40 protein-coding genes are annotated in these 23,885 nt (G+C 31.1%); 1 reads left to right on the top strand and 39 read right to left on the bottom strand.

The features are described 5' to 3' along the window. Positions 1-68 precede the first annotated feature (68 nt). Genes Q0617_RS07315 through Q0617_RS07290 form a run of 6 tightly spaced genes read right to left on the bottom strand, consistent with a single transcriptional unit; the run spans position 69 to position 3,094 of the window. Positions 69-314: a hypothetical protein gene (locus tag Q0617_RS07315; RefSeq protein ID WP_298751984.1), complete on the bottom strand. Its 246-nt coding sequence runs from the start codon at positions 312-314 to the stop codon at positions 69-71. Further along, positions 304-453 carry a hypothetical protein gene (locus Q0617_RS07310; protein ID WP_298751983.1) on the bottom strand — a complete coding sequence of 50 codons (150 nt, stop codon included), beginning with the start codon at positions 451-453 and terminating at the stop codon, positions 304-306. The genes Q0617_RS07315 and Q0617_RS07310 overlap by 11 nt, the downstream gene beginning before the upstream one ends. Continuing rightward, positions 437-850, bottom strand: a complete 414-nt coding sequence (locus Q0617_RS07305; RefSeq protein WP_298751981.1) for a GatB/YqeY domain-containing protein — start codon at positions 848-850, stop codon at positions 437-439. Before Q0617_RS07305 ends, Q0617_RS07310 begins: the two co-directional genes overlap by 17 nt. Positions 851-859: 9 nt before the next feature. Beyond that, a complete protein-coding gene (locus tag Q0617_RS07300; RefSeq protein WP_298751979.1) occupies positions 860-1,663 on the bottom strand; it encodes a hypothetical protein in 804 nt (267 codons plus the stop codon). Next, positions 1,660-2,091, bottom strand: coding sequence for a hypothetical protein (locus Q0617_RS07295; RefSeq protein ID WP_298751977.1), 432 nt, complete (start codon positions 2,089-2,091; stop codon positions 1,660-1,662). The genes Q0617_RS07300 and Q0617_RS07295 overlap by 4 nt, the downstream gene beginning before the upstream one ends. After that, complete coding sequence (locus Q0617_RS07290; RefSeq protein ID WP_298751976.1) at positions 2,084-3,094, bottom strand: hypothetical protein; 1,011 nt, start codon at positions 3,092-3,094, stop codon at positions 2,084-2,086. The genes Q0617_RS07295 and Q0617_RS07290 overlap by 8 nt, the downstream gene beginning before the upstream one ends. A 44-nt stretch (positions 3,095-3,138) precedes the next feature. Here Q0617_RS07290 and Q0617_RS07285 point away from each other — a divergent pair, with 44 nt between their 5' ends. Further along, positions 3,139-3,861, top strand: coding sequence for an HNH endonuclease (locus Q0617_RS07285; RefSeq protein ID WP_298751974.1), 723 nt, complete (start codon positions 3,139-3,141; stop codon positions 3,859-3,861). On the opposite strand, the gene Q0617_RS07280 is transcribed toward Q0617_RS07285, so the two are convergent. The 33 genes from Q0617_RS07280 to Q0617_RS07120 form a co-directional block, all read right to left on the bottom strand. Then, positions 3,824-4,675: a nicotinamide phosphoribosyltransferase domain-containing protein gene (locus Q0617_RS07280; protein WP_298751972.1), complete on the bottom strand. Its 852-nt coding sequence runs from the start codon at positions 4,673-4,675 to the stop codon at positions 3,824-3,826. The two genes, Q0617_RS07285 and Q0617_RS07280, sit on opposite strands and share 38 nt — an antisense overlap. A gap of 12 nt (positions 4,676-4,687) precedes the next feature. Continuing rightward, positions 4,688-4,897, bottom strand: a complete 210-nt coding sequence (locus tag Q0617_RS07275) for a hypothetical protein (protein ID WP_298751970.1) — start codon at positions 4,895-4,897, stop codon at positions 4,688-4,690. A gap of 4 nt (positions 4,898-4,901) precedes the next feature. Further along, entirely contained in the window at positions 4,902-5,630 is a 729-nt protein-coding gene (locus tag Q0617_RS07270; protein ID WP_298751968.1) for a tRNA(His) guanylyltransferase Thg1 family protein, read from the bottom strand. Further along, positions 5,627-5,983, bottom strand: a complete 357-nt coding sequence (locus Q0617_RS07265) for a hypothetical protein (RefSeq protein WP_298751966.1) — start codon at positions 5,981-5,983, stop codon at positions 5,627-5,629. The genes Q0617_RS07270 and Q0617_RS07265 overlap by 4 nt, the downstream gene beginning before the upstream one ends. 4 nt (positions 5,984-5,987) lie before the next feature. Next, positions 5,988-6,140, bottom strand: a complete 153-nt coding sequence (locus Q0617_RS07260) for a hypothetical protein (RefSeq protein WP_298751964.1) — start codon at positions 6,138-6,140, stop codon at positions 5,988-5,990. Between the two features lie 27 nt (positions 6,141-6,167). Further along, on the bottom strand, positions 6,168-6,404 hold the full coding sequence (locus Q0617_RS07255; protein WP_298751962.1) for a hypothetical protein: 237 nt from the start codon (positions 6,402-6,404) through the stop codon (positions 6,168-6,170). Between the two features lie 128 nt (positions 6,405-6,532). Next, complete coding sequence (locus tag Q0617_RS07250) at positions 6,533-6,952, bottom strand: hypothetical protein (protein WP_298751960.1); 420 nt, start codon at positions 6,950-6,952, stop codon at positions 6,533-6,535. After that, complete coding sequence (locus tag Q0617_RS07245; RefSeq protein WP_298751959.1) at positions 6,949-7,353, bottom strand: hypothetical protein; 405 nt, start codon at positions 7,351-7,353, stop codon at positions 6,949-6,951. The genes Q0617_RS07250 and Q0617_RS07245 overlap by 4 nt, the downstream gene beginning before the upstream one ends. Before the next feature lie 156 nt (positions 7,354-7,509). After that, entirely contained in the window at positions 7,510-8,586 is a 1,077-nt protein-coding gene (locus Q0617_RS07240) for a hypothetical protein (RefSeq protein WP_298751958.1), read from the bottom strand. A gap of 39 nt (positions 8,587-8,625) precedes the next feature. Next, positions 8,626-9,195: a SprT-like domain-containing protein gene (locus Q0617_RS07235; protein ID WP_298751957.1), complete on the bottom strand. Its 570-nt coding sequence runs from the start codon at positions 9,193-9,195 to the stop codon at positions 8,626-8,628. A gap of 43 nt (positions 9,196-9,238) precedes the next feature. Beyond that, on the bottom strand, positions 9,239-9,817 hold the full coding sequence (locus Q0617_RS07230; RefSeq protein WP_298751955.1) for a SprT-like domain-containing protein: 579 nt from the start codon (positions 9,815-9,817) through the stop codon (positions 9,239-9,241). Positions 9,818-9,948: 131 nt separating this feature from the next. After that, positions 9,949-10,146, bottom strand: coding sequence for a hypothetical protein (locus Q0617_RS07225; RefSeq protein WP_298751950.1), 198 nt, complete (start codon positions 10,144-10,146; stop codon positions 9,949-9,951). An 11-nt stretch (positions 10,147-10,157) separates the two neighbouring features. Further along, the gene (locus tag Q0617_RS07220; protein ID WP_298751948.1) at positions 10,158-10,529 is read right to left on the bottom strand and encodes a hypothetical protein; all 372 of its coding nucleotides are present in this window, start codon (positions 10,527-10,529) and stop codon (positions 10,158-10,160) included. 12 nt (positions 10,530-10,541) lie between these two features. Continuing rightward, positions 10,542-13,034, bottom strand: coding sequence for a DNA polymerase domain-containing protein (locus Q0617_RS07215; protein ID WP_298751946.1), 2,493 nt, complete (start codon positions 13,032-13,034; stop codon positions 10,542-10,544). Beyond that, entirely contained in the window at positions 13,031-14,029 is a 999-nt protein-coding gene (locus tag Q0617_RS07210) for a hypothetical protein (RefSeq protein WP_298751944.1), read from the bottom strand. The genes Q0617_RS07215 and Q0617_RS07210 overlap by 4 nt, the downstream gene beginning before the upstream one ends. Before the next feature lie 34 nt (positions 14,030-14,063). After that, a complete protein-coding gene (locus tag Q0617_RS07205) occupies positions 14,064-14,789 on the bottom strand; it encodes a hypothetical protein (RefSeq protein ID WP_298751942.1) in 726 nt (241 codons plus the stop codon). Continuing rightward, positions 14,777-15,013: a hypothetical protein gene (locus Q0617_RS07200; protein ID WP_298751940.1), complete on the bottom strand. Its 237-nt coding sequence runs from the start codon at positions 15,011-15,013 to the stop codon at positions 14,777-14,779. The genes Q0617_RS07205 and Q0617_RS07200 overlap by 13 nt, the downstream gene beginning before the upstream one ends. Positions 15,014-15,025: 12 nt before the next feature. Next, a complete protein-coding gene (locus Q0617_RS07195) occupies positions 15,026-15,169 on the bottom strand; it encodes a hypothetical protein (protein WP_298751937.1) in 144 nt (47 codons plus the stop codon). Position 15,170: 1 nt separating this feature from the next. After that, positions 15,171-16,193, bottom strand: coding sequence for a radical SAM protein (locus tag Q0617_RS07190; RefSeq protein WP_298751935.1), 1,023 nt, complete (start codon positions 16,191-16,193; stop codon positions 15,171-15,173). Next, positions 16,193-16,459: a hypothetical protein gene (locus tag Q0617_RS07185; RefSeq protein ID WP_298751933.1), complete on the bottom strand. Its 267-nt coding sequence runs from the start codon at positions 16,457-16,459 to the stop codon at positions 16,193-16,195. The genes Q0617_RS07190 and Q0617_RS07185 overlap by 1 nt, the downstream gene beginning before the upstream one ends. Continuing rightward, positions 16,460-17,344: a hypothetical protein gene (locus tag Q0617_RS07180; protein ID WP_298751932.1), complete on the bottom strand. Its 885-nt coding sequence runs from the start codon at positions 17,342-17,344 to the stop codon at positions 16,460-16,462. A gap of 3 nt (positions 17,345-17,347) precedes the next feature. After that, the gene (locus tag Q0617_RS07175; protein ID WP_298751930.1) at positions 17,348-18,460 is read right to left on the bottom strand and encodes an RNA ligase family protein; all 1,113 of its coding nucleotides are present in this window, start codon (positions 18,458-18,460) and stop codon (positions 17,348-17,350) included. Next, complete coding sequence (locus tag Q0617_RS07170; protein WP_298751928.1) at positions 18,457-18,753, bottom strand: hypothetical protein; 297 nt, start codon at positions 18,751-18,753, stop codon at positions 18,457-18,459. Before Q0617_RS07170 ends, Q0617_RS07175 begins: the two co-directional genes overlap by 4 nt. Positions 18,754-18,755: 2 nt before the next feature. Further along, complete coding sequence (locus Q0617_RS07165; protein WP_298751926.1) at positions 18,756-19,730, bottom strand: nucleotidyltransferase domain-containing protein; 975 nt, start codon at positions 19,728-19,730, stop codon at positions 18,756-18,758. Continuing rightward, complete coding sequence (locus tag Q0617_RS07160) at positions 19,727-19,930, bottom strand: hypothetical protein (protein WP_298751924.1); 204 nt, start codon at positions 19,928-19,930, stop codon at positions 19,727-19,729. Before Q0617_RS07160 ends, Q0617_RS07165 begins: the two co-directional genes overlap by 4 nt. Beyond that, positions 19,930-20,253, bottom strand: coding sequence for a hypothetical protein (locus tag Q0617_RS07155; RefSeq protein WP_298751922.1), 324 nt, complete (start codon positions 20,251-20,253; stop codon positions 19,930-19,932). Before Q0617_RS07155 ends, Q0617_RS07160 begins: the two co-directional genes overlap by 1 nt. Continuing rightward, positions 20,240-21,247 carry a hypothetical protein gene (locus Q0617_RS07150; protein ID WP_298751919.1) on the bottom strand — a complete coding sequence of 336 codons (1,008 nt, stop codon included), beginning with the start codon at positions 21,245-21,247 and terminating at the stop codon, positions 20,240-20,242. Before Q0617_RS07150 ends, Q0617_RS07155 begins: the two co-directional genes overlap by 14 nt. 54 nt (positions 21,248-21,301) lie before the next feature. Next, positions 21,302-21,604, bottom strand: coding sequence for a hypothetical protein (locus Q0617_RS07145; protein ID WP_298751917.1), 303 nt, complete (start codon positions 21,602-21,604; stop codon positions 21,302-21,304). Next, the gene (locus Q0617_RS07140; protein ID WP_298751915.1) at positions 21,597-22,226 is read right to left on the bottom strand and encodes a CCA tRNA nucleotidyltransferase; all 630 of its coding nucleotides are present in this window, start codon (positions 22,224-22,226) and stop codon (positions 21,597-21,599) included. Before Q0617_RS07140 ends, Q0617_RS07145 begins: the two co-directional genes overlap by 8 nt. Next, positions 22,223-22,444: a hypothetical protein gene (locus Q0617_RS07135; protein WP_298751913.1), complete on the bottom strand. Its 222-nt coding sequence runs from the start codon at positions 22,442-22,444 to the stop codon at positions 22,223-22,225. Before Q0617_RS07135 ends, Q0617_RS07140 begins: the two co-directional genes overlap by 4 nt. Before the next feature lie 10 nt (positions 22,445-22,454). After that, positions 22,455-22,649 (bottom strand): hypothetical protein, encoded by a 195-nt coding sequence (locus Q0617_RS07130; protein ID WP_298751909.1) that lies wholly within the window; start codon positions 22,647-22,649, stop codon positions 22,455-22,457. A gap of 70 nt (positions 22,650-22,719) precedes the next feature. After that, complete coding sequence (locus tag Q0617_RS07125) at positions 22,720-23,256, bottom strand: hypothetical protein (RefSeq protein ID WP_298751907.1); 537 nt, start codon at positions 23,254-23,256, stop codon at positions 22,720-22,722. Between the two features lie 12 nt (positions 23,257-23,268). Next, complete coding sequence (locus Q0617_RS07120; protein ID WP_298751906.1) at positions 23,269-23,877, bottom strand: hypothetical protein; 609 nt, start codon at positions 23,875-23,877, stop codon at positions 23,269-23,271. Positions 23,878-23,885: the final 8 nt, after the last annotated feature.

The following is a 23,885-nucleotide window of genomic DNA, read 5'->3' as shown; positions in this document are numbered from 1 at the left end:
TCTTATGTTTAATTGACCTTACATAAATACAATATATCATCATGTAAGGTCTGTCAACTACTTTTTTATTATTTTTTCACAGTCATGAAATTACCTATAGCACCACCCAACAAATAACCAATTATGGTTAATATGTCCTGATTGATTGTAGCCGTTACAGCTAATGTTGTAGAACCCAACCATGTAAGCTGTATACCTAACCCTGTTATTAATACAGCATAAAGTTTTTCTGATGCCACCGCCTTTATATTTAAATTTCTGAAAAATACAAAAGCTAATTGTGTTAATAGTATTATAAAAAAATTATTCATCATCTAATGGACAATCTTTATGAAGTTCATCTGGATTCACTTCAAACCCTTCATACTCACATTCATGATAACCTTTATCAATCATAATACAACCATTACATTCACCACAAGTGTTAATAATCTCTTTATATATTTTGGACATTAAAACACCTCTCAATAATTTCTTTAACTTTTTTCCCATCTACAAGAGAACCAAAGTTTTTTGTAACAATACCAATAGCTTGCATTTTATTCTTAAGTGAAGAAAAATCAATATTTTCTTTAATCCAGTCAATTATATCTTCTTCAGGCAATTCTGATGGGATAAAATCATTAATAATCTGTATAAACTTTTCATCACCTTTACCATACTTATCAATCTTCTCTTGCTCATTAGCAACAATCTTTTTGAGTAATGAAATAACTTCATCATCATTCAAAACTTTCTTTGGTAGTCTCTGCATTTCACCGACTACAACTTGCATTGTAGAGAGTGTATTACTATCTTTCACTTTACGAGCGTTTACCAATGATTTCTGTATTTGTTCTTGTAGTGTCATTTTTCCTCCTTATCTATAGTCATAAAGATAATAAACTTCATCATAAAGCTTATTAAGCTCTTCAAACTGTTCAGCGTTTGTAAAGAATCCGTGTGTGATAAACAGTCTTTTCTTACCAGTATTATTCATCTTTTTAGCCAGTTCAATAAAGGTTCTACCACCATCACAAATGTCATCAAACACATCAACATCTTTACCTTCAAAATCTTTAACATCTATATCTGATGCAATGATTTTACCTGTTGAAAGTTCTCTAACCTTTGTAGCAATAGCAATATTTTTATATTGAAACTCTTTAGCAAGTTCATACGTTTCTTTGACAGCACCCAAATCAGGTGAAACTATATATCTATCATTTTCAATGTTGGAGGTTGGTGAGAATGGATTATATCCAAAAAAACTACTATCCCATATTTCTTTTTTCTTAATGATGTTAACAGGACAATCAAATACAGCTTCAGCAACATCACTATGCGGGTCAATCAGATAAACCATCTCTGGGTTGACCATATTTGATATAAGTTTACCAAACCATTTAAGAGCATTAATATCAACTTCTGACATACTCCTATCATATCTTGCAAATGGAAGATAATGAAAATATAGGCTTATTTTAAATCCTTTAAGTTTAACATATTCACATACTTGTAATAGTTTTGTCACAATATCATCAATTGGTTTATCGACTACAACAGCAACCCAAGCTTCACTATAATTAAAAATGTGATTAAATCCGTCTTCATTTAATACAACTTCACCATTAGGAAATTTGTTAAATGTAACATCACTCAGTACAATATTATTTTGACTCATCTTGAAACCCTCCTTTGAATCTCTTCTTGTCTTTCCTTTTCAATAATGCTTAGAACCATATTCAAATTACAGTATGCTGAATAAAGCCCCGCCCTATCATCTAAAAGTATATTATAATATATCTTTTTACCACCAGTGTCAACAGGGGATTCATTGATTTTAAACTTTTTCAATCCTATTATAGCACGTATATAATTAGATATAAATTTTTCATCAGGATTAGCAGTATAACAAACTAATGTCATGTCAACCTGTTCACACCTTCTAAGTATTTCAAAAAGTTTATCAAATTTATAACCCTTATGGTGATAGTCATAAACTGTGTTATCGAAATCAAAAGCAACCACAAGATTACCATGTGACTGATAATCTTGCAGTAGCCTTTCTACACACATACTATTTGTTAGAAATGGGTCTGTATTAAACATTTCTAAGCCTTTCTCTAATATTACTAAACTTTTCATCTCTGATAAGTTTACCATCTTTGAAAACAGTTTTGAGCATGTTAAGTGAACATTCTTCTGTTTCTCTATTCACTCCATCCACAACAACTATTTTACCTTCTTCATCTTTTTGAACATAAAGAAGACCTTTAGCGGATTTTTTGACACCGTTGTCTGTTTTAGGGTCTTTGAAGATTGCTTGTTCTTCATCACCGATAGTAACATTTGTAGCTTTTACAGCCATCCCAAAGGTGTCTCTGGTGTTATATTGGTAAGTATAAGAACCAACTCCAAAAACGATATTTGTTGATGCAAATCCCTTCTTTTTGAGTCTTTCAAGGATTTTTTCACATCTTTCAAGTGTGATAGAATCACCATAAATAGCACCAATATGAGCGTCAAGTTCAATATAACCATTACTGTTTTTGTTACCACCAAAAGTATCATAAAGGGATTGAATAAGTCCTTTCTCCTGACATGTTAGCTTAATTTCTTTAATTGAACTAAGTTCCATATTATTGATATAGTTTCTAGGATATGAACTCCATTCATCTTCAATATAATAATCAATGCTAACAGTATATTCAAAATATTTCTCATTGACTCTACAAATACCAATAACTGTACCTGCATGTTCAAACCCATCTTCATCATTTCTTATATCATCTTTTATAAGTTCTGCAAGATGACCATCATCACTATCATTAACAAGGTCAAGTGTTATAAACTCAGAAAAATCAGGTATATCAATCCCACAAATAATATCAACGGGGTCTCCTGAATCTGGTCTGATAACAACTTTTCCATCTCTTTTCATGATATCATCTTTAAGAGTTGGAAGATATTCACCAACAACTTTCCAGAAATCAAAACTGTCGGACACTATAGATACTATTCCGTTTGGGTAAACATTTGAAATTAAATTCTTAATAGTTATTAATTCCCCCCACCCTATCATTTCTTCATCTGTAAAAAACTTATTTTTCATTTTAAAATCCTCCTTTTTAACTCATATAAAGATAAATATTATATATGAATTATAAAAATATGTATACACAAATTATTAATTTAGCCAAAAATAAAAATAGGTCTAAAAATGATGGATATTTTGAAAATCATCATATTGTACCAAAATCACTTGGTGGTGATAATAATCCATCTAATTTAGTTTTACTAACAGCTAAAGAACATTTTATTTGTCATCATCTTTTAACTAAAATTTACCCAAACAATAACAAATTAAAATTTGCATTCTGGGCTATGTGTAACCAAACACATGGTGACGTTAAAAGAACATATAAAATAACATCAACCGTTTATGAACAATCAAAAATTGAATTTGCTAAAGCCAATTCTAAAAATAGAAAGGGTGTGTCAGTAATGACTAAAGAAAGAAGACAAATTCAATCAATTAATTGGAAAAATAACAACCCTCATAAAGCTGGTAAAGAAAGTCATTTATATAATACTCCTAGAAATAAATCCATTAAAAACAAAATATCTACCACTAAAATTAATAACCCAGAAAGAAATGCTCAATATAAAGGTGATTGGATAACACCATTTGGTATATTCAAATCAGCTAATCAAGCATCTAAATCATGTGGTATAATTGTTGATACCATTAGAAAAAGGTGTAATAATGCATCTAAAATAATTACTAAAAGAATGATTTCAAACACATATGATTTAAATGAATCTCATATAGGAAAAACATTTAAAGAATTAGGTTGGGATTTTCAACCAATTCCATAATCTTTTCATACGCATCTTCTTTATTTGAACATTCTTCAATTATTTCATTTATTTTTTCAGCGTATATTTTCGCAGATGATGTCATTACACTATGTTCTGTTGCACCAACACTTCCACCAACAAAACCATCTTCGTTGTAATACTGTTTAGCACAAATAATAGCAGGAAGAGTATCCGTTCCCATAAATGATGTAAGATGCCCCATACCAGATGTACAAGCACTTTCTCTTCCACCCATACCCCTAAAACTAAAATCATGACATTGAAAATCTTTAAACCATTCCATTTCATCACTACCAGTTTCAGCAAAATACTTATCAACAATCTTTCTATATTCAAATGCAATAGTAGCACTTGTGATAGGTTGCCAAATAATAGCACTGAAAATAGTTTCAATATAGTTTGTCACCCAGAAAAATTCATCAATAGTATTTTCAATAGTGATGAATGGAACTCTAATAGGTGCTAGTGTTCCTTCTGGAAGTGCTTTAATAACAATTGGAAGATAACCTAAATCATGAAGCCTTTCAATATGTGTTGTATCGAAATCTTCAGTATTAAGAGCCATTGTAATTTCAGATTTATAACTGTTTACAACTTCTTCTTTTGGTTTATCAAAGAAATTCTTTTGAAAATAATCCATAATGAAATCTTTGATTAGATGTGTATATCCAAACACAACGACCTCATTTACTCCATTGAGTCTACTTGTCCTCGCTGTGAGGTTTGAATAAACCTTTTTAATACCTTTTGGGTATTGATTAATATGACCAACCTTATAAAAGTCAGTCCAAAACATAGCGTTCATTTCCATAATTTTTACTCCTTACCTTTTTAGTTTTTTCTTTTCTTTATCTTTATTTTGATACTTCATACCAACATCCTGTTTTATACATAGATTATCACACACTGGACAATCCATATCATTTGCTTTCAAACAGTCATAACAGACTATATGAGAACAAATAGGTGTATAATTCTGATGTGTTACATTTCCACACATATCACAAACAGCTGAAAATATTGTTGGTATCATTTTTCTAATCCTCGTAATATTGATTGATAACATTATTCCATGTGTAGTATGTCCAATCTTCTTTTGGAAAATGTCTACCATCTTTACTTGTCATTACAATACCATATCTAAATCTATATGGTAGGTTATGCCAAGTTCTATCACATCTACCTTCATTGAATGCTGTTTCAATCATTTCTATCATATCAGCTTTACCTTGTTTGTAAAGCTCTTTGTGACTATATACTGTCCTTGCATACATTGACACAGAATTTTTAATACAATCTCTATGTATCCATAACATATAATTACCTAAATCTTCTTTAGGTACATTGAATATTCTGGAATCAAACATTGCAAGTTTTGTTGTGCTTGTTCGGTCTTTAATGACTTGATTAAATATTGCCGTAGCCATACTAGCTGTAACACTTGCAAGTTTCTGTATCTTATTTCCAAACATTTGTTCAGAGTGTTCATTCTTATCATCCAGTAGAATGAGACTTATTTCATCACTTTGTGTATACCCAATACAACAGTTTTGAACATTTTTTACAAGATATTCAGTTGTTTTATCCATTGCATATGTGATATCTTCATCGAATGGATATTCAAATCCTTTTGTATATGTATGAAAAGCTTTACCATCAATTCTTATTACAACTGGTGTTTTCTTTTCAACACAATCTGAAGTATATACATGTTCGTATTGTTTCATTCTTTGCCCAATTGGGTCTTTGTCATAACTTTTACTCATATAATTGACCATCCATTTCTAATTATTGTATATTTTTTACCAAGAAATTTTGCTGTGTTAATGCAATACTCAGTACCTTCAGATTGACCATCCCAGATAAAAACCATTTCATCACATGTATCAATCATTGCAAGGTTTTCATGAACCCAAGAATCAAAATATCTTTGTGACATACAAATCATATCTCTTTTATGAGTTCCATACCAATCAGACATAATTTCACCATTTCCAGTTCTACGTGATAGTATTGGTGTATAGTTTGCACATATTGATTTAATTGTTTTATCAATAAAATCCATATCATAAGCAGAGAGACTATAATTTCTTGAACATATAATGCCTATCTTTTTCATATTTCTACCTCACGAATGATTTTTCGAATGCGAATGAGTCAATCTCAAACTCTGGAAACCCAAGTGCTTTTTGCATTGCTTTCTTTTGCCTTTTTGCAATATCTCTAGGTTTAATCTTTCCTCTTTTCTGGTCTCTTCCTTTGTAATTCACTTTCATAATTTCTTTACCTCTTTTAATTTATTTTTATTTACAACGAACATTACCTTTATAAATTTCTTTACGAACAATCTCTACTATATTCATATCAACGGTTTCAGGGACATTATAATATGAAAAAGGTTTCCCAAAATTCCATAGTGAATAAAAAATCCCATGTTGAATACTTTTAATATACCCAATCCTAAATTCAGGATTTTCAAAAACATTAATAAAAGCATCATAATCTTTTGGTGTTATTTTGTCAAATGTTTTCTTGTTCATTTCCATGCTTATCATTGTTGGAATGGCGAATGCGAAAAATGTTATTATTGAAAATGCAAAAAGCCATTGGTTATTATCCATCCACCGACACAGATTATGAGTTCTGACATGTGGGTTCTCCTTTTAATTTATTTCTCATCGTCTTTACATTTATTAAAATGCTTTGGAATAATGAGCTTTATTTGCCATTTGCTAGTATCATCCGTAATCATCGAGTTATCTGGGTGCGGATCGTGGAACGGATAACCTTCGTAACCGACTATTTCATGGAATAGTCCTTCAAAGCGTGGAGAAATTCCAAGCAAGAGATGGTATGTACCTTTTAAGCAGTCTTCTACCCATTCGCCCCATTCGAGGTTTACTGTTGTGTATCCTTTACTTTGTAGCCAGCTCATAAACTCCCCTGACCAGTCCGTGTTTTCTTTACTGCAAAAATGCGGAACCTCTTCAGGTGGTATATTCATCAGACAGGCTACCGCTGTACGGAAACAATCGCCGTTCTCATCACTCTTACCGTGTGGAATTAGTTGTTTGTATTTTGTAATCACGCTTCCCCCCTTGCTTTAGCGAGTGCTTGTTTGATAATTTTCTGAACGTCATTAGTATCAACACCACTCAGCATAGAAAGAACTTGAATACACTCGTCAGCTGTAGTCAACGCCTCCACAAGCTCTGCGTTGCGTTGTTTTAAGCTAAAATTTTCAGCATATAATTCTCTAAAGGCAACCAATGCTCCAGACTTCTGATTTTGTTGAGGCTCAAATAAGAGACCTTTTGCCGATAAGCCGCAAGCAGAGATTTGTTTATCGAGTTCCTCATTATCCTCTTTCAGCCTGTCGATTTCAGCTTGCATATTCATTATCATTTTAACCCATTGAGTGGAGTTATTAGGTAATAGTCCTTTCTGCTCCATGAACTGTCTTACTTCTGACGGTTTTAACTCACTCATTTCTACACCTATTTACTTTAATTGCTTCGATGACATCTGACAAAAGAATACATATACATATAGTACAACCGATAATCACAAAACCTATTTTATTTTGGTTTGCGCAGTATCCTGCCAAAAGTAAATTTATAGATATTATAATTAATGTAGTTATATTCATTTCCACACCCCACTCAGAGCCGTCTTCACCTTATCTTTGCCATACTTTTCAATAAGCTCGTCAAGTGCTTGCTGTGCATCTTTGTGATTCTTAAAGCCTGCACAAGAATGCATTACCACCCATAAGCATGAGTGCGTTATATTAAAAGCATCATTATTACCTAAAGAGATTGAACAATGTCTATATCCTCTCCAATCCTTACCCCTCAACACCTCACCATTAGCTTCATCAGCTTTCCTTTGTAGTTCGCACATTATAAGCTCGCTGTCTGCGAACCTCTGAGCTTCTTCACAAGTGCGTTTGATGCGACCACGAAGGTAAGAAGCTTCATGGTGGCGTAACGTATAAGATATTCGTACTATTTTACCAGTATCATCAATCCTAAAACACTCTTCGCCCCCTATCGGCTTCCATACCACTGACTCAGGTGCGTCTATGATAACCTTAAGCTTTTCAGCTTCTGCTCTTAATTCGTCGGATTTTGCCATCATGTTATCATACTGTTCTTTTGCTTGTTGCTTATTCATTGTTAGTCTCCTCTGTTTTTTATCCAGTGGGAATATGCCTTGCCATCCACATCCCATAGAAACATCAAGAATCTCTATCGCTTTAAGTGGATTGTCGTTGCTGTAGTTTCTTAACTGGGTTGTGAACTTCTTAGCTCCTACTGGTTTGTATCTATCGTGATAAACAGCCCACTCTTTCAAAGTGCGTACAAACTTAGGTTCATCCATAAAATGGTCGGGCATAGCTTTTACAAGCACCTCATACTTACTGGGTTGTTTGGGTGTTTTTGTTTCTTCAAACACTGGAATAAGCTGGTCAAAATATACATTTGAAAGCTCTTTTCTAATTGTATAATTCATACCTCTTATATAACCGAATTCAATGTCATATAAATCCAGTGAATTGAGTGTTATTTTTACAAAGTTGATTTTCTCTGGTGATTTTGCTTTAAATTTGAATTGGAGAGATTCCCCATTTTTACCAGATTTAAAAACATCTTTAAGCCCTATCATAATGTTTACTCTTGACCTACCGCCAAGCTGATTAAGAATTGTTTCTGCTATCATAATATAACCTCTTTCAATTTATAATTCAATATATCACTGTCATTCACTAAAGTCAACCATTTTTCCAGTATAATTTATTTTTGCATTGCATAATCGACATGTCATGGTGTCGTGTTTTTGATTCCAGATATGGTTGCTTTCTTTTACATTCCATTCACGACCTTCACAATCGCATGTGTATATAAAATGTCTTTTATTACCCTTTCTTTGTGATGCAAGTATACTATACCAAAGATTAGGAGTTTCCTTGTATTTTGCTGATTTGTGTTGTTCATAACCGAGTGAGACCATTACCTTTCTAAAAAGAGGGTTATGACCTATTTTAGTTTTGAAAACTCTACCTTGAAGAAAATGAACATATTCATGAACAATTACCCCTATAAAGTTTTCAAAATCAGCTTCAAGTATTTTATAATTTAAAAACACTGTGTTTTTACTAAGACTATATCTACCAAACAAACTACATGAAACAATATTATCAATGATAACATCATCTAGTATAGACTCATCAAAATCTTTTGTTATAACCTCTTTGCATTTTGGAAATATGATTTCTTTTAGAAACTTTTCAATCTGGGTATTAAAAGTTGATTCATATTTAAATTTCATAATATAACCTCTCTTTGATATAAAAACTATAACTTAATTTAAATCACTTGTCAACAGTTTTATTTAAATAATTCAATCTTGAATTACATGCAGTACATTTTAATTTTCTATAAGGATTTGATTCCATGTTTTTATGTTTAACTTTGCCTATATAGTGTTCCTGACAGCCACATTTATAAACGTGATAAGTTTTCTTTGATTGTTTTCTATATCCTTTAACATGATTGATGATTTCATTTGAAACTTGTTGTGTTGCCTTTGCATCAGCATAACCGAATACCCTCATAAAAACTTTAAAATTGTCTCTATGTGACATACAACCCTGAAACACTCTACCCTGAAGAAAATGTGTGTATTCGTGTGCAATTGTTTCTTTATAATCATCAAAGAATTTTTCTATAAGGTCTGGGTTAAGTAGTATTGTGAATTTACCGTTTGAATCTTTACATCTTCCAAGAACTCTTGTGCTTTTAAGTTCATCAAGCTCATAATCAAATAAATCATCTTTAACGATATGACCAAGCTTGACACTTCTGAAATCCTGTATAGCATTCCAAAATGTTTCACTGAGTTCAGCTAAATATATCGCTAATTTCATTTGAGCTTCTTTAGAAAGTTTCATAATATAACCTCTTTCAATTTATCTTACATAGATACATTACTATACAATCTAAATCGTGTCAATAACAAATTTCAAAAAGTTTTATACGCTACACCGCATATATTTAAATTATACGATATAGCGTATAGTAATTAACCAAATATTTTATCTTGACATTCCTGACACATTCCAGAAATTGAATATTCCTTAAGACTAAGCTTGTCTTTGAAATCTGTTTGAGTGTTTACCTTCTTATTACATGTTCTACATTCATCATCATTTCCAGACCATCCTAGAATCTTTGCAAATTGTTTTTGGAAATCATCCATTTCAGGTGTTTTGTTACTCATCTTTATACCTCCTATAGCTCATCAATCTGACTTTTAAGACTATCTATCTCATCTTCTTTATCAGATATAATATATTTTAATCGCTCTATTTCTTCATCCAAATCTGTTATTTGCTTTTCAGCAGAATTTCGTATATCTTCATTAGTCTTTCTAGTACCCTCAAAATATGATTCAACATCACCGTATATACATTCAGCTGTTGATATAACATAATCTCTATATTCAGCTTGTTCATCCTCGTTTGAATCTAAATCCGCATATGAAACCTTTCCTTGATACACATCAAATATAATATCTCTGATATAGTTTTCAACTATTTCTTGAAACCCTTTTATATTTGAATCAATAATTGGACAAGTATATCCAAAATTAAAATAGCTCATCGTCAACCCTCCTTAAATAATATCATCAATGTCATACATTGGATTATCTTCAATCTTCATTCCTAGTTTACCGCATATTGATTTCACAACATGCATAAACGATTTATCAAATACTTCATCATAATCTACATACTTTTCAAGCTCTTTGCAAGGAAATTTCTTGATAAATGCAATCTTTTCTTCAAATGTTGGATTTGGTTTCTTCAAGAATACCAATTTTATACTATCTTCATCTTGTATAAGGTTTAGATTAGTATAACCATTTTTAGTGATATAATTATTATACACTATGCTTGCTTTTACATGGTGTGGTGTTCCTGATGCCCATCCATCACCAGTTTGATATTTGCGTATGTTTTTAACTGTGATTGGTTGTGCGATATCTTCAATAGACATCTTCATATAATCTTCTTTAACTTTTGCAACATACTCTTGTATATCATTTTCTGTCTTACCTTCAAGTAATAATTCAAGTATCTTTTCAAGATATGGTTTGACCTTCTTAGGAGTATCCTTTCGTTTGATTTCAACTCCTGTATTGGATATTTCTGGTGTTGGAAACCTTACACCCTCTTCATCATGTACCATAGTGCTATAACGCTTTTTACCAAGCCATATGCCAGCAGAACCAATCTTTTCACGTTTCATAACCATTTTGTTGTCATTACAGTTTAGATACTCTTTCAAATCATTATAACCAGCTTCCAAAACGGGTTCAACCCTTTCTTGTGCAAATTTATCAAGAAAATCAACTATTTCAGAATCTTTAATATTTGGTTTCTTTGATTTAATCTTTTCTACTATTGGCTCAACATTTAAATATATAGAATCTGTGTCAACATAAATAAGTGGGTCATAACCATACTTATCTTGAAAAAATTCAGTTGTTGATTTCATTGCACATTTAATTGCTAATTGTGCTGAAAGTGTAATTCCTGTTGCTTGTCTAAGGTCATAATATCTGAAATAGTTATTACCTGTACAACCATAGAAACTGTTAATCATAATCTTAAGTGCAAGTTCTTTATTTGCTTTAGCCTTTCTCTCAGGTTCTAAATGTTTTTCACCATCTTTTACCCTCTGTTTAAGTGCAAGAGATTCTTTTTTAATGGCTTTTCTAAGTGCATACACTTCTTCCATTATCATAGGAAGTATACCTTTTTTATCTTTTCTAAAGTATTGACCATTACCAGCTAATATTTCATCTTTAACATCTATTTCTTTATTTAAAAATCTTTCATCAATAGCATCCATTCTAACATTTTCAATCATAGCATCAATTAATGTTTCAGGACTAATATTCCATTGCATAATACAATGAGGGTATAGACTATTGAGGTCAAATGATAAAAACCATTTATATAAACCTTGTTTTGGTTCATGCACATACGCACCCGCATATCTATGTTTATCATGTTCTGATTTTGGTGGTATAACCTTTTTATCAGTTTTCAGTCTATTATATATAAAAGCATCCCAAAGATTAATACTACCCATAGCATCATCAATAGAACATTTAGCCATAAAAGACAGGCTATAATGAAGTTCTAACAACCCTTCAATGTCATCAATGTTATCCATTCTTTCAACGTCTATAATGTTATAATTGATAGCTGTTTCATAATCATTGATAAACAAATCCCAAAGGTTATCTTCCTCATATTCAAATTTACCTTCACCTATAACAGCCGTTGCAACTGTGTCAAGTCTTCTATTTTCTGTTTTTGTTCTGGAATATTTTGAAAAGATTTCCATAAGGTCAAGAAGTGTAATTCCTTTAATATATGGTTTAGCAATATCATTTTCTTTATCATCAACACTCCAATGACATCTAACCTCTCTAAGTGGTGAAAGTAATGATGTATTATCTTTGCCAATGATTTTATTACATCTTTCAATGATATAAGGATAGTCGAATTGTATACCATTCCATGCAACTAAACAATCTGGTTTTTCAACTTCCATGAAATGAACAAATTTGAGTAACAGGTCATATTCATCATCACAGTGATAATATACGATTTCATCTTTAACTTCATCAAATTTACCTGAATATACCGCATCTCCAAACACATGAAACTTTTTAGCAAATTTATCTTTGACAACAATTGACCTAATTGGTACAGGTGAATATATAGGTTGTGGAAACCCCTGATTTGATGGAGTCTCAATATCTATAAAGAAAACTTTCATTAGAGAATAATCAAAGTCTATCTCTTTCTTATAATAATGTGAAATTGCTTGTGTTTCAATCTTGATATCACCATATATAGGAAACATGTTTTTATTCTTAAACATATATTTTCTATACTCAGATATAGATTCAAAATTTATTGGCTGGACTGACTCATCATGGATGGTTTTCCAATCATATTGCTCTGACGGGTCATGTATCCAACAAGTTGGGTTAAATTCATGATGTTTTCTAAATCTTCTTCCATTTATAAATCCTGTGTGGTACACCTTCCCATCATGCACACAGATATTTGTATAAAACTTAGTCAATGATTCCTCCATAACTTAAACTTTAATAAACCTTTTTGACCTTGAACTGTATTAGTATGTATCATATTTGAAATGTCTTCTAATGTCAATCCTTCTGTATGAGCTTTATTTAAGTCTTTATATTTGAATGTCTTTGGATATAGACACACTTTAAAACCCTTCTTCAATGCTCTTTCCATGAACTTCATTGTGTCTGGGTTGTGTTTTTCATTATCAAACAGTAAGATAAAATTTTCCAATTCTGAATATTCAGATAGAAAATCTAGGTTAGCCATCCCCCCAAGTACAGCTAACCCATTTTCTACCATAAGCGAATCAAAAATACCCTCTGTAACATATATAGGTTTTGTTCGGTCTAATCTTTCCAAACCATAAACCTTTTTATGTTCTTTGAGTTTTATATTTATATATTTTTTATTATCACTACTTCTATCTACCCTAGCACCACAATAACCATATATACTTTTATTCTGTGTATACAGTGGCATTACAATTCTTTCAGGTGAAGGGTCATTTATTATACCATCATCAGACTCCTTAAATTGCGATTTAACGAACTTTTCAAAGTCTGAAGTGTAGTACATATAATCATAGTATTTCTCAGGTATAAGCCTGAATTTAAGGTATTTAACAGCCTTATGAAATGGTGGTAAGTCTGATACCTTTACCAAATCATTATGTATATTTGTTTCCTTTGGTTTCTGTTCTTCAAATACGACCTTCTTATCAGACTTATCAAGTTTCTGTTTAAAACACTCCATCTTATAACTATCAAACATTTCTGGGTAATGGTCTCTGAGAAAGTTGTAAAATGTGTCATTATACCCACAATTGAAACAACCTATACTAATCAGAGTATTATTATTAAAAGCCCATCCACGTTTTTTATACTTAGATTTATGTGAATCACCACATACAGGACATCTAAAATGTGCAAAATATTTGCCGTTGTTTGTCTCTATATATTGGTCTAATGACAGCAATCTAAGATACATTATGTCAACTATAAGAATTGTTATACCTCTTTAATTATTTTTCAACTATTAGTATCACAGTTTTAACATTTGTTCCACTACTTTGAAACATCCCCTCATCAAGTTCAATGATATGATGATTGACCGTTTTTAACCACTCTCTAAACTCTTGAAATTTCTTAGTTGAATTGAACGTGAAACTTGAACTCATCACACTACAAACAACACCACCCTTTCTACAACAATCATACATATGTTTAAAATGTATGATATCTTGACCTTTTGTAAATGGTGGATTTGCTATAACGACATCATAAAAATTTGGTTTGTTTAGATTGAGAAAATCAGTTCCTACCATATTAAAACCTGTTTCTTCAAGTGGTTTCTTCATATCTGGGTTTAGTTCACAATAGTCAATCTGAGTATTTTTAATACCATAATCATTTAGATGTTGTTGAACAGCTTTAATAATATCACCTTTACCAGCTGATGGTTCAAGTATAATATCATTGTCAATGATATTAATATTCTGAAGCATAATGTCAATAACATCTTTTGGAGTTGGAAAAAATTGATATTCTTTTTTCAGGTTTCCACCACCCATAAAAGATTCAATTTGAGCTTCAGAGCCAAACACGAAACCTTGTTCTTTTCTTGACCATTTACCACCATTTTTTTCAGCCGATTTTTTAAGATTCATATAATCTTTTCTATCAAGTTGAAATGATGGAAGTTTTACAACTAGACCATCCATTATACACTGTTCAATTATTTCTTGCATAAGTCACCCTTTGCAATATATTCATAATCTCTAAAAACTCCTATAAGATTATCATCGTTAAAATCACCATCATATTCATAAAAAGGACAATCAATCTCATATAGAGCAAATCTTAGTTCCAAGTCCTGTGTGATATGCCAAACATCCAATACAAATTTTTCCGCTTTAATAGCATTTTCAAATTGAACCTTTTTACCATTTTCTTCATTACATACAACAATCATTATAAAACCTCCTTAATTTTTATTTGTAGCCCAGCCGTTAAACATCATCTCATATGGATGTGTATCTTTAACTGGTGTTGGTCTTGAATCAATCTCACTTTGTCTTTTATCTCTCTTTATTCTCGCTCTTTCTTTTGCATCACGATATTTCGCCATTTTAACATCCTCCTTGAAATTTATCAACTATATTATTATAATCTATACACACATCAAGACAATTCTTTTTACAAATAGAATCACCCTTCAGTTTTTCTATATATTCTTTACGCTCTTTTCTAATTCTAATCATTTCTTCATATGGGTCATTAGTATAATCAATTTCACCAATTGCTTTACCCTGTTCCCTCATATAAATGATACATGGATAATGTTTATCAGCTAGGATTGCCATATCATCAAGCATTAGTTTGCATGAGTCACAATCACCTTCTTCAATACCTCTAACATGTCTCCCATCTTTAAAATTGTCAACACGATACTTTAAAATTGGATGTTTAGCAAGATATTTTTCATCAACATGAATATCTTTGAACTTTTCATTCCATTGTGCAGAGCTTAGAATCCTGATATCATCGACACCAAGTTCATCTGATGCAAATGCGATAACATCATTAAATGTATTAATTGTATCTTCTGTGAATACTACTCCAACTGTTGTATATGTATGACTAGCACAAAATTTGATATTTCCAATAACTGTATCCCAGCTACCTTTAATATCACCAGCCATTTTATCACCCTCTTCAGCACAACAAGCATCAAGTGAAATACTAAAATCTGTTACACCAGCATGAATAAGTCTTTCATAAAAATATTGGTCGGCTGAACCATTAGTAGAGATAGCAATTCTATCTATTCCAACACTTTTAGCATGTTTAACAACATCAACAAGGTCATAATCAAAGAAATGTCCTTTATATTTCCACATAGTAGGCTCACCACCTGAAAATCTAACATTTCTAAGGTTATGACTACCCCACATATCAATAATAAACTTTACTTTATCCCAAGACATCATACCTTTATTTTCTTTTTCAACACCTCTACAATATGGACATTTGAAATTGCATGTATCAGTCAGAATAAGTTCACACCTCCAAAGGTCTGTTTCTGTTGATACAGATTTTGCTCTATTATTATCCATAGTATAAAATCCGATGTCTTCAAGTCTCTCTATCATTATAAAACCTCCTTAAATATTCTATCAAATTCATAATCAGACAAATGAAACCAAAAATGTTCACCATCTTTGTAAAACATTACTGCTTTATGATTTCTTTTAGGTCTGCAAGAGAGTATTTTTGCGTTGCAATAGGCGATTGCATACTCTCTTAGCATATGACCTTTGGCAATTAAAGCATTTGTCCTACATTCAGTAAAAAAGTCTAGTGGACTCCCAGAACGCCACCTTGACCATGTAAAACGTAATTGATTCCAATTATCCATTTATATTTCAAATCCTTTACTATCAGTCTCATAAGCTGGAACATGAGCGGATAAATATTTAAACACGCCCATGTAATTAATCTTAGTACGACCATTATTTTTATTATCATAATACATATACATAATGTTGTCAAATAGTTTTTTAGGAATTGTTTTAGAACTCAGTTCAACAAGTTTCCTATTCCTAATAAAATTTTTCTTCAGGTCATGTTTCTTCACATACTCTTTTATACCTTCATGATATTCAGATTTGACTTTCTTATTCATCTGTTTCTGTCTATCTGGTAATAGAAATATATTATCAGGACTATGCATATTTGGCACACCGTCATCGGAATCACCAATCAGATACATTTCATTCAGATATGCATAAGGGTCATCACAGACGATAAATTCATCTTTCATGTAATTATACTGTCTTACATTCTTATATTTTTGAAGCTGTTGAAAGTCTTTATCTCTGGATATAATAACTATATCATCAAATTCATTATGCAACTCTTCAACAAGCGCACCTATTACATCATCACCTTCAGCCTTTTTAACCTTTACAACATTATAAGGAAAATATTTATCAAGTGCTGTAAGGATATTATCCATTGACTCTTTCATAAGTTCATATGTGAGCGGGTCTTCCTTTTTCTTTTGATTACGTTTATATTTGTAATACTCATAGAAATCATACCGCCATGAACCATCATCACAACAGACAACAAATTCATCGATTGGTAAAAACTTAGCTATATACTGCTTAATATGAGTCATAACAATGTAAGCATGATAATCCATTTTATCATCATGTGCTATAGTCTTTTCATTTTTTACCGCACCATGCCAATCTGAATGAGCAATAGCACTAAAGTCAAGTAATACTATTCTTTTCAATTTTTATCCCACCTCTTTAAGCTTATCAAAGAAATATCTTTTAGCTTTATTTTGAATATATTTACCAATATGTTTCATTTCTAAACCAGATTCAGAAATTACATCAGCTTCTTCAATTCTAATATCGTTTACAACCCATCTAATATAATCACCAATTTGTTTAATGTCAATATCATTTCCAATACCAAATATTTGTTGAATACCTTGTTCCATTCTATCTTCAGTACAATATGTTTCAATGAACTCTGTAATATTTTTCATTTGTTCAATGTCGATATTTGATACTCTTGTTTTCTTAGATTTTTGAGGGGTTTTAGTATGTTTATCACCCTTTGTTTTAAAGATAAACCTTTCATTTTTATACCATGCAATCCAGACAATACCTTCACCAATTGTCATTGGAAGTTCGACATTATCATGGTCAGCAACAAAAGATGCAACGGGGCAATTTTCTTCTACCTCAAGAGTCTTTTCATCCATGTATTCTTGACAAGCTTCAACATTATTAATATTGAAAACAAATTCATAATTTGTGAATTGTTTAATATTGAACATCCGAATTGTGTTATATTTGTCAAGATGCTGAAAACATGTATTGAACATTTTTTCATCTATCCAACGTGACACAGTATTTCCATCTTCTATAGTGGTCATTTTCATATTGAATACCATTAAAAACTTATCGAGACTGTTCACAGCAACACCATTTTGAATACCTTTACCAGTCCATTCACCATATATAGTAAATATTTCTTTTGGTTTAACTATATTAAGGTCTGTAAAAGTTTGCCTAATCTCTCTGAATGTTTCATAATTTGCAATTACATAATCTTCAAAGTTTGCATTACCACTTTTAATCTTTACATCATTGTCAGGGCTGATTTCAACTAGGATATTTTCTTTAGACATTCCAATAACCACCCCATCAGGATGTATAGAAATACCAGCGTTTGTACCATGCACTTTCGGGCTTCCTATTACTTTAACATCAGGATATTCAGCTGGTGAATAAATGATTGGATAACCATTCTCATCCATCCCTTGAAAATCCATACACTTCTTTATATTACTATAGAAATCTCTAAATTTTGGTGTTTTACCATATTTGAGCATCATATCATTATCCTCCTATTTTGTTCATTTAACCAATCTAACCTTTTATCAATTTCATCCAATCTTTTTTTAAGTTTATATTTTTCATCATTCAGGACTCTAGTTGTTGTTTTAACTAAATTTATATCGGAAAAACATCTATTATTATCCCAAGCCTTGCATGATTCACAGTTAACAAAATAGGTATCATTATAACTGGAATATTTAGTTTGTATATTTGGATTATCACAACATGGGTCAATATATACTGATTCTCCATACCATTTATCATTCGTGATTTGTATTTTATTCCTCATCATCACCTCTCTAAAAATTGTTCATGTATATCTATACAAAGTTGGTTAACCTTATCATAATTTGGTTTACTTGGCAATTCACTTTTTTCATACGCTCTATTAAACACATCATCAAAAAATTCACCAATTTCCATCACTTCATTTAGTTTATACTTACCTGTCTTAATATCCATAAGCAAGTCATGGTGTCTAAGTGGGAACTGTAGAGAACCAGTTTCAAAAAGTTCAATACCCTCTAAAAACAGCCTTATATAATGATGGCAAAATTTTAGGTCATATCCATGTTGCAACCACCCTTCCTTTCGATGTGAAGCTTTTGATAGCCTCTCATCTATCATTTTATACGCTTTCTTAACCATTACATGTTTCTGAAAGTTTAAATCACCACATTTAACATGGTCTTTCTTATCCTCAAAAACAGGTTTCTCATTTTCATTATTATACATATGATTCAGAAATCTTTCATTCCCAATCATTTCTTTAGCATCAAGCTCAAGCCATTTTTCAAGTATTTCTTTACCTTCCATCAACTCTTTCAGATTATCAGGCTTCACAAGCATTTTCTTTTGTTGTGATATAGCATAACCACCAAACCTATGTTTAATAAGTTTAGATGGAAATATATGTTTATTATCAAGTATCATTTGACCAAGAGTATCTTTATATATAATATTACTCTCATTAACGAATACTTGTTCGATTATATTTGGATTGCACTCCATTGCAAGTTTTAGAAACTTTTGAGCGGTATACATCTTTCTATCAACTGCATTTGCATCATTTCTACCATCTGGCGATTTGGATTCAATTGATAGGTCTACTTCCTCAATATTCTGAAAACCATATATAAATTCTTTATCAGGTATGAAAACACCAGCAAAGTCTAAATCTGATTCAGGTGTTGCAAGTCCATACAGATGTGAACCCACCATATATTCAAGTATTTTATTGTTTTCAACCATTTGTGGTTTGTTCATCTCAATCCTCTACCATCTTTTATACTGAATTTACTCTGTAAGTCTAGTTTAACCCCTATATCCTGAATCTTTTTTATACAGGATACACAAACATCATCAGTTTTACACTCGTATTCGCCCTTGTTAATTATTATGGTGTAACTTGCATCACCATCATTAATTATTGCATCACATACATCACAATGTCTTTTGCTACTCATTAGATATCCTCCTTAACTTCAGTAACATTACACATGTTATCAAGTATATATTCAATACTTTCCCTACATTTCAGTATAGAATTAGTTGTTATATCAATAATATAATCTGATATCATAAAAAATTTATTCTCATCTAATCTATAATCACCGTTTGGCAATTTCCATGTGATGTTTTCAAGTCTATAAACATCCTTTCTTATGTAGAATATTTTGTTAAACTTTTTAACCTTTATATACATGTTTTGTTCTCTTTCTAACCTGTCTAAATATTGCTCAACATTTTCCTTTAACATTATTTTTTTATCCCCCTTACCATATATCACAACCGAGTTCTTTTTCCGCATCCTCTTTTAAGAAAGTGACATATTCGTTTTTTAATCTCAATTCATCCATTTTACCCTTTACACTAAATATGATATAAAAATTATCATATCTTAAAAGTATAAGAGTTTGGTTTTCAGGCATATTCTTCATTAAAAAGTGGTATTGCAGATATATTCTTGTATCTGGTGTGCCATGATGTAAATATTGTGTATCATCATCTACATTAGAGTATGCAACAAAAATCTCGGCACTTACTCGACATTGTAATTTACTCTCGATAATGTTGTAAATATTTCCACCATCACTTTTAATTTTTTCTATACCTCTAATAATATTGTCTTCATTGCTTACTTTCCTAATAACTTCTTTGTATCTAGGAACATTATATATAGAAATCTGACTTGGTTTACAAATCTTTGATTTTCCTTTTATAAACCTATCCATTGTAGATATCAAGGTGTCATTATAATAATCTTCACTTTTAAACGGGTCGTAATATGATTTAATATAATTAAACATATCATTAACATCTTCAAAGATAAATGGAGTTCTACTAATAGGCGTTTCAGATGGAAAATCATCTATTGAAATTTCATCCTTTGTTGTATAAACAGCTATTGAAAAAATTGGATATTTTTTTGAAAAATGAGCCAGTTCATCCTCGTATATAACAGCATATACTGAAATACCCTTCTTTTTTGTTGAGTATATCTTTAACAGGTTTTGTTGGATGTTCCTCTCTTGATTATCATTTATATAAACATAACTTTTATTGTTTAATGAAATATGTTCGTACAAATTTTTATTTTTAATCATGTTATCTATGTATCCAGATAAATCTGATACATTTGTAATATCCAAAACCATTGCTATTGCAGTATCTTCAAATGTTTTTATAATTTCATCTTTAGATACTAGCGTACTTCTAGCTTCTTCTGAGAACACATTGTCCTTATCATAAATATCACCCGATTTGAAATGTCTTACATTCATAATTTTTTACCTCATGTTTTATTATACCTAAGTATAACATATAATATATTCATGTCAAGACATTTTTATTATTTTTATTATTCTTATTGCAATCATGACAATTGGTGTTGCTCCTATTATAGCTAAAACAAAACTGATTATTTTAGCTTTTTTAGTATCTTTATTATCATCAAGCCACATTAATGTCATGATACCCCACACTGCCCACGGGACAATTAAAATTAGAAACATCAAAAATGCGTCACATCCTTTAGCTCCGTCAAAATCTGCGCTTGTCGGTTTAAACATTCCCATTTTTATAAACACCATAATAGACACAATATGAAAGACTATATAAAGTATATCTAGTTTAATCATTTCCCATCACCATTTTTTCTATTTCAATTCTTAATCTTTCAGCAGGAGTATGAAGCATCATATTCTCAAAGTAAGTTCTACATGCTTTCAAAGATTTCTTATCAGGTGTAAATCCTTTACCTATAAATCTGTAAAATCGTGCAACCCTGAGATAATCTTCTTGAATTCTATCCTTTGGATTACCCACAAATCTAAGTATTCTATTTTCAATATCTTTTATACCTTGATTAAGAGGGTCTATGATTATATCTGTGAATGGTTCATAATAAAGTGCATTACACGTGAAATCACGCCTTTCAGCATCTTCATATATAGTACCGATTTCAACCGTTTCTGGTCTTCTTCCATCTGCATAACAACCATCTTTTCTAAAGTTAGCAATTTCAAACATTTCCCCATTTTTGGAAACATTCATAACAAGAAAATTTTTACCAGTTGCATCAACTTTCCAACCGTTGTCAGTAAAAGATTGCTCAATAATATCCATTTGAACATCTGTAACAATATCCCAATCATGGGGAACTTTACCTAACAGTTTATCACGGACACAACCACCAACAAGATAGTTGTGATTAGAATGATTTTTAAGAATCATTAGAACTTGTAAAAGTGTGTTGTTCATAATCTACCTTCTCGCTTCAGTTTATTGCAAATGATTAATTCATCATTTGTTTTTGGTTTGGGACATTCTTCAAGTGGTTTTAAACTACCACTCATGTTTTTATATATTTTACCATTTGAAGTTTTTAAATCAACACTAACCCAAGCGGTTTCAAATCCTAAATCACATTTATCCAAATTATAATGTAATGCTTTGCATCCATAACATGTTCTTTTCATAATATATCCTCTATTTCGCTAATATTCTTACTATATCTATAAATTGTTCACTGGTGATATCAAGTTTATTACCCCCGTCCATAGTAATAATTCCTTCATATGGATAACAATCCCCTTTTGGTTTTGCGGATATGACAAAATTATCTTGATTGAGTCTATATTTCCATTTATTGGCGTGTTCAATTGCTTCTTGAAATGTCATCATAATCTACCCTCTGTTTAATTGACCTTACATAATAAACATACTACATAAGGTCAATCATGTCAACATCTTTTTAATCTTTTTTATAATTTTTTGACCATTTACCATAAAGTGTCACACTAGGTTTCACACTTTCAAAAACAAATGTTCTGTTTCCTCTACCTCTAAGTTTAGTATAGAATTGAGAAACTTTATCTGGTTTAAGTCCACCAGATAGTTTTTCTTTACTACCATTTTTAAAAAGTAGATAAACATTATCCTTTGATTCTTTTACAAATATCGCATCTTGGTTATATTTGTTTGCAAGTTCATGTGCAAGTTTAATCAGTTTATCCTTTTCTGAAGCATCAGCAGTTACAAATATTGAATCTTCGCTTACTTCAACTTCATCAGCAGTACCTTGATTTTCAACCCAGAACCCATCAACAAATACATAACCAAACCCAGCGTTTTTAAGCTGTGATGCAATGGCTTTATTTGCTTGTATATTCTCTTTGTTAGATTTCTCATCTCTGAAACCTGTCATAATAACAACCGCTCTATCAGATTTGAAATGATTCCAAACCCTACTAAGTGTTACCTCATTAAATACATTAAGTACATCTTCCATTTCACTACCTCATTAATCTATTTCAATCAGTTCAAAGGAATTTACAAAATTCCATACTTTTGAATCTTCATAGTAAAATGAAAATTCATACTCTTCATCAAATATATCTCTGACTTTGAATGTGTTATCCCCATTAGGGATTACAGATTCAGCCAGTGTATTATCAACAGATATATCTTCCATATACTGTATAAACTCTTTTGAAACCCATGCATTTTCAAAGGCTTCAACTGTTATAAGCTCTGTGTCTGGTTTTGGATTCTTTCTACCTCTTGGAAGAAAGGTCACAACTATAAAATGTCTCTTATCATTAATCTTGTTATAATCTTTACGGTATCCAACAACGATACCTTGATTCATACTCTTACTAAAGATTAGATAAGTTCCATCTTTATCAGTATATGAGCTACCCTTTTCAAGAAACCCTTTAATGATTTTGCTGTATAGTTCAACAAGTTCATCTTCAGTTAGCTCATTACGCTCTATGACTCTTTGTGATGCGTGTTTGGTATCAATTATATACCTACTCTTAAGTTTGAAAATATATTCGTTTTTAAAGAGTAGTTTATTTTTACCTTCATTAATCACATCATTAAAGATGTCTACAAAATTTGTATTCATGCTTTACC

It is taken from the genome of uncultured Arcobacter sp. (genome assembly GCF_937982575.1).
Taxonomy (GTDB): Bacteria; Campylobacterota; Campylobacteria; order Campylobacterales; family Arcobacteraceae; genus Arcobacter.
The sequence above is the reverse complement of the archived record's forward strand: the minus strand, read 5'-3'. Positions and strand labels throughout refer to the sequence as shown.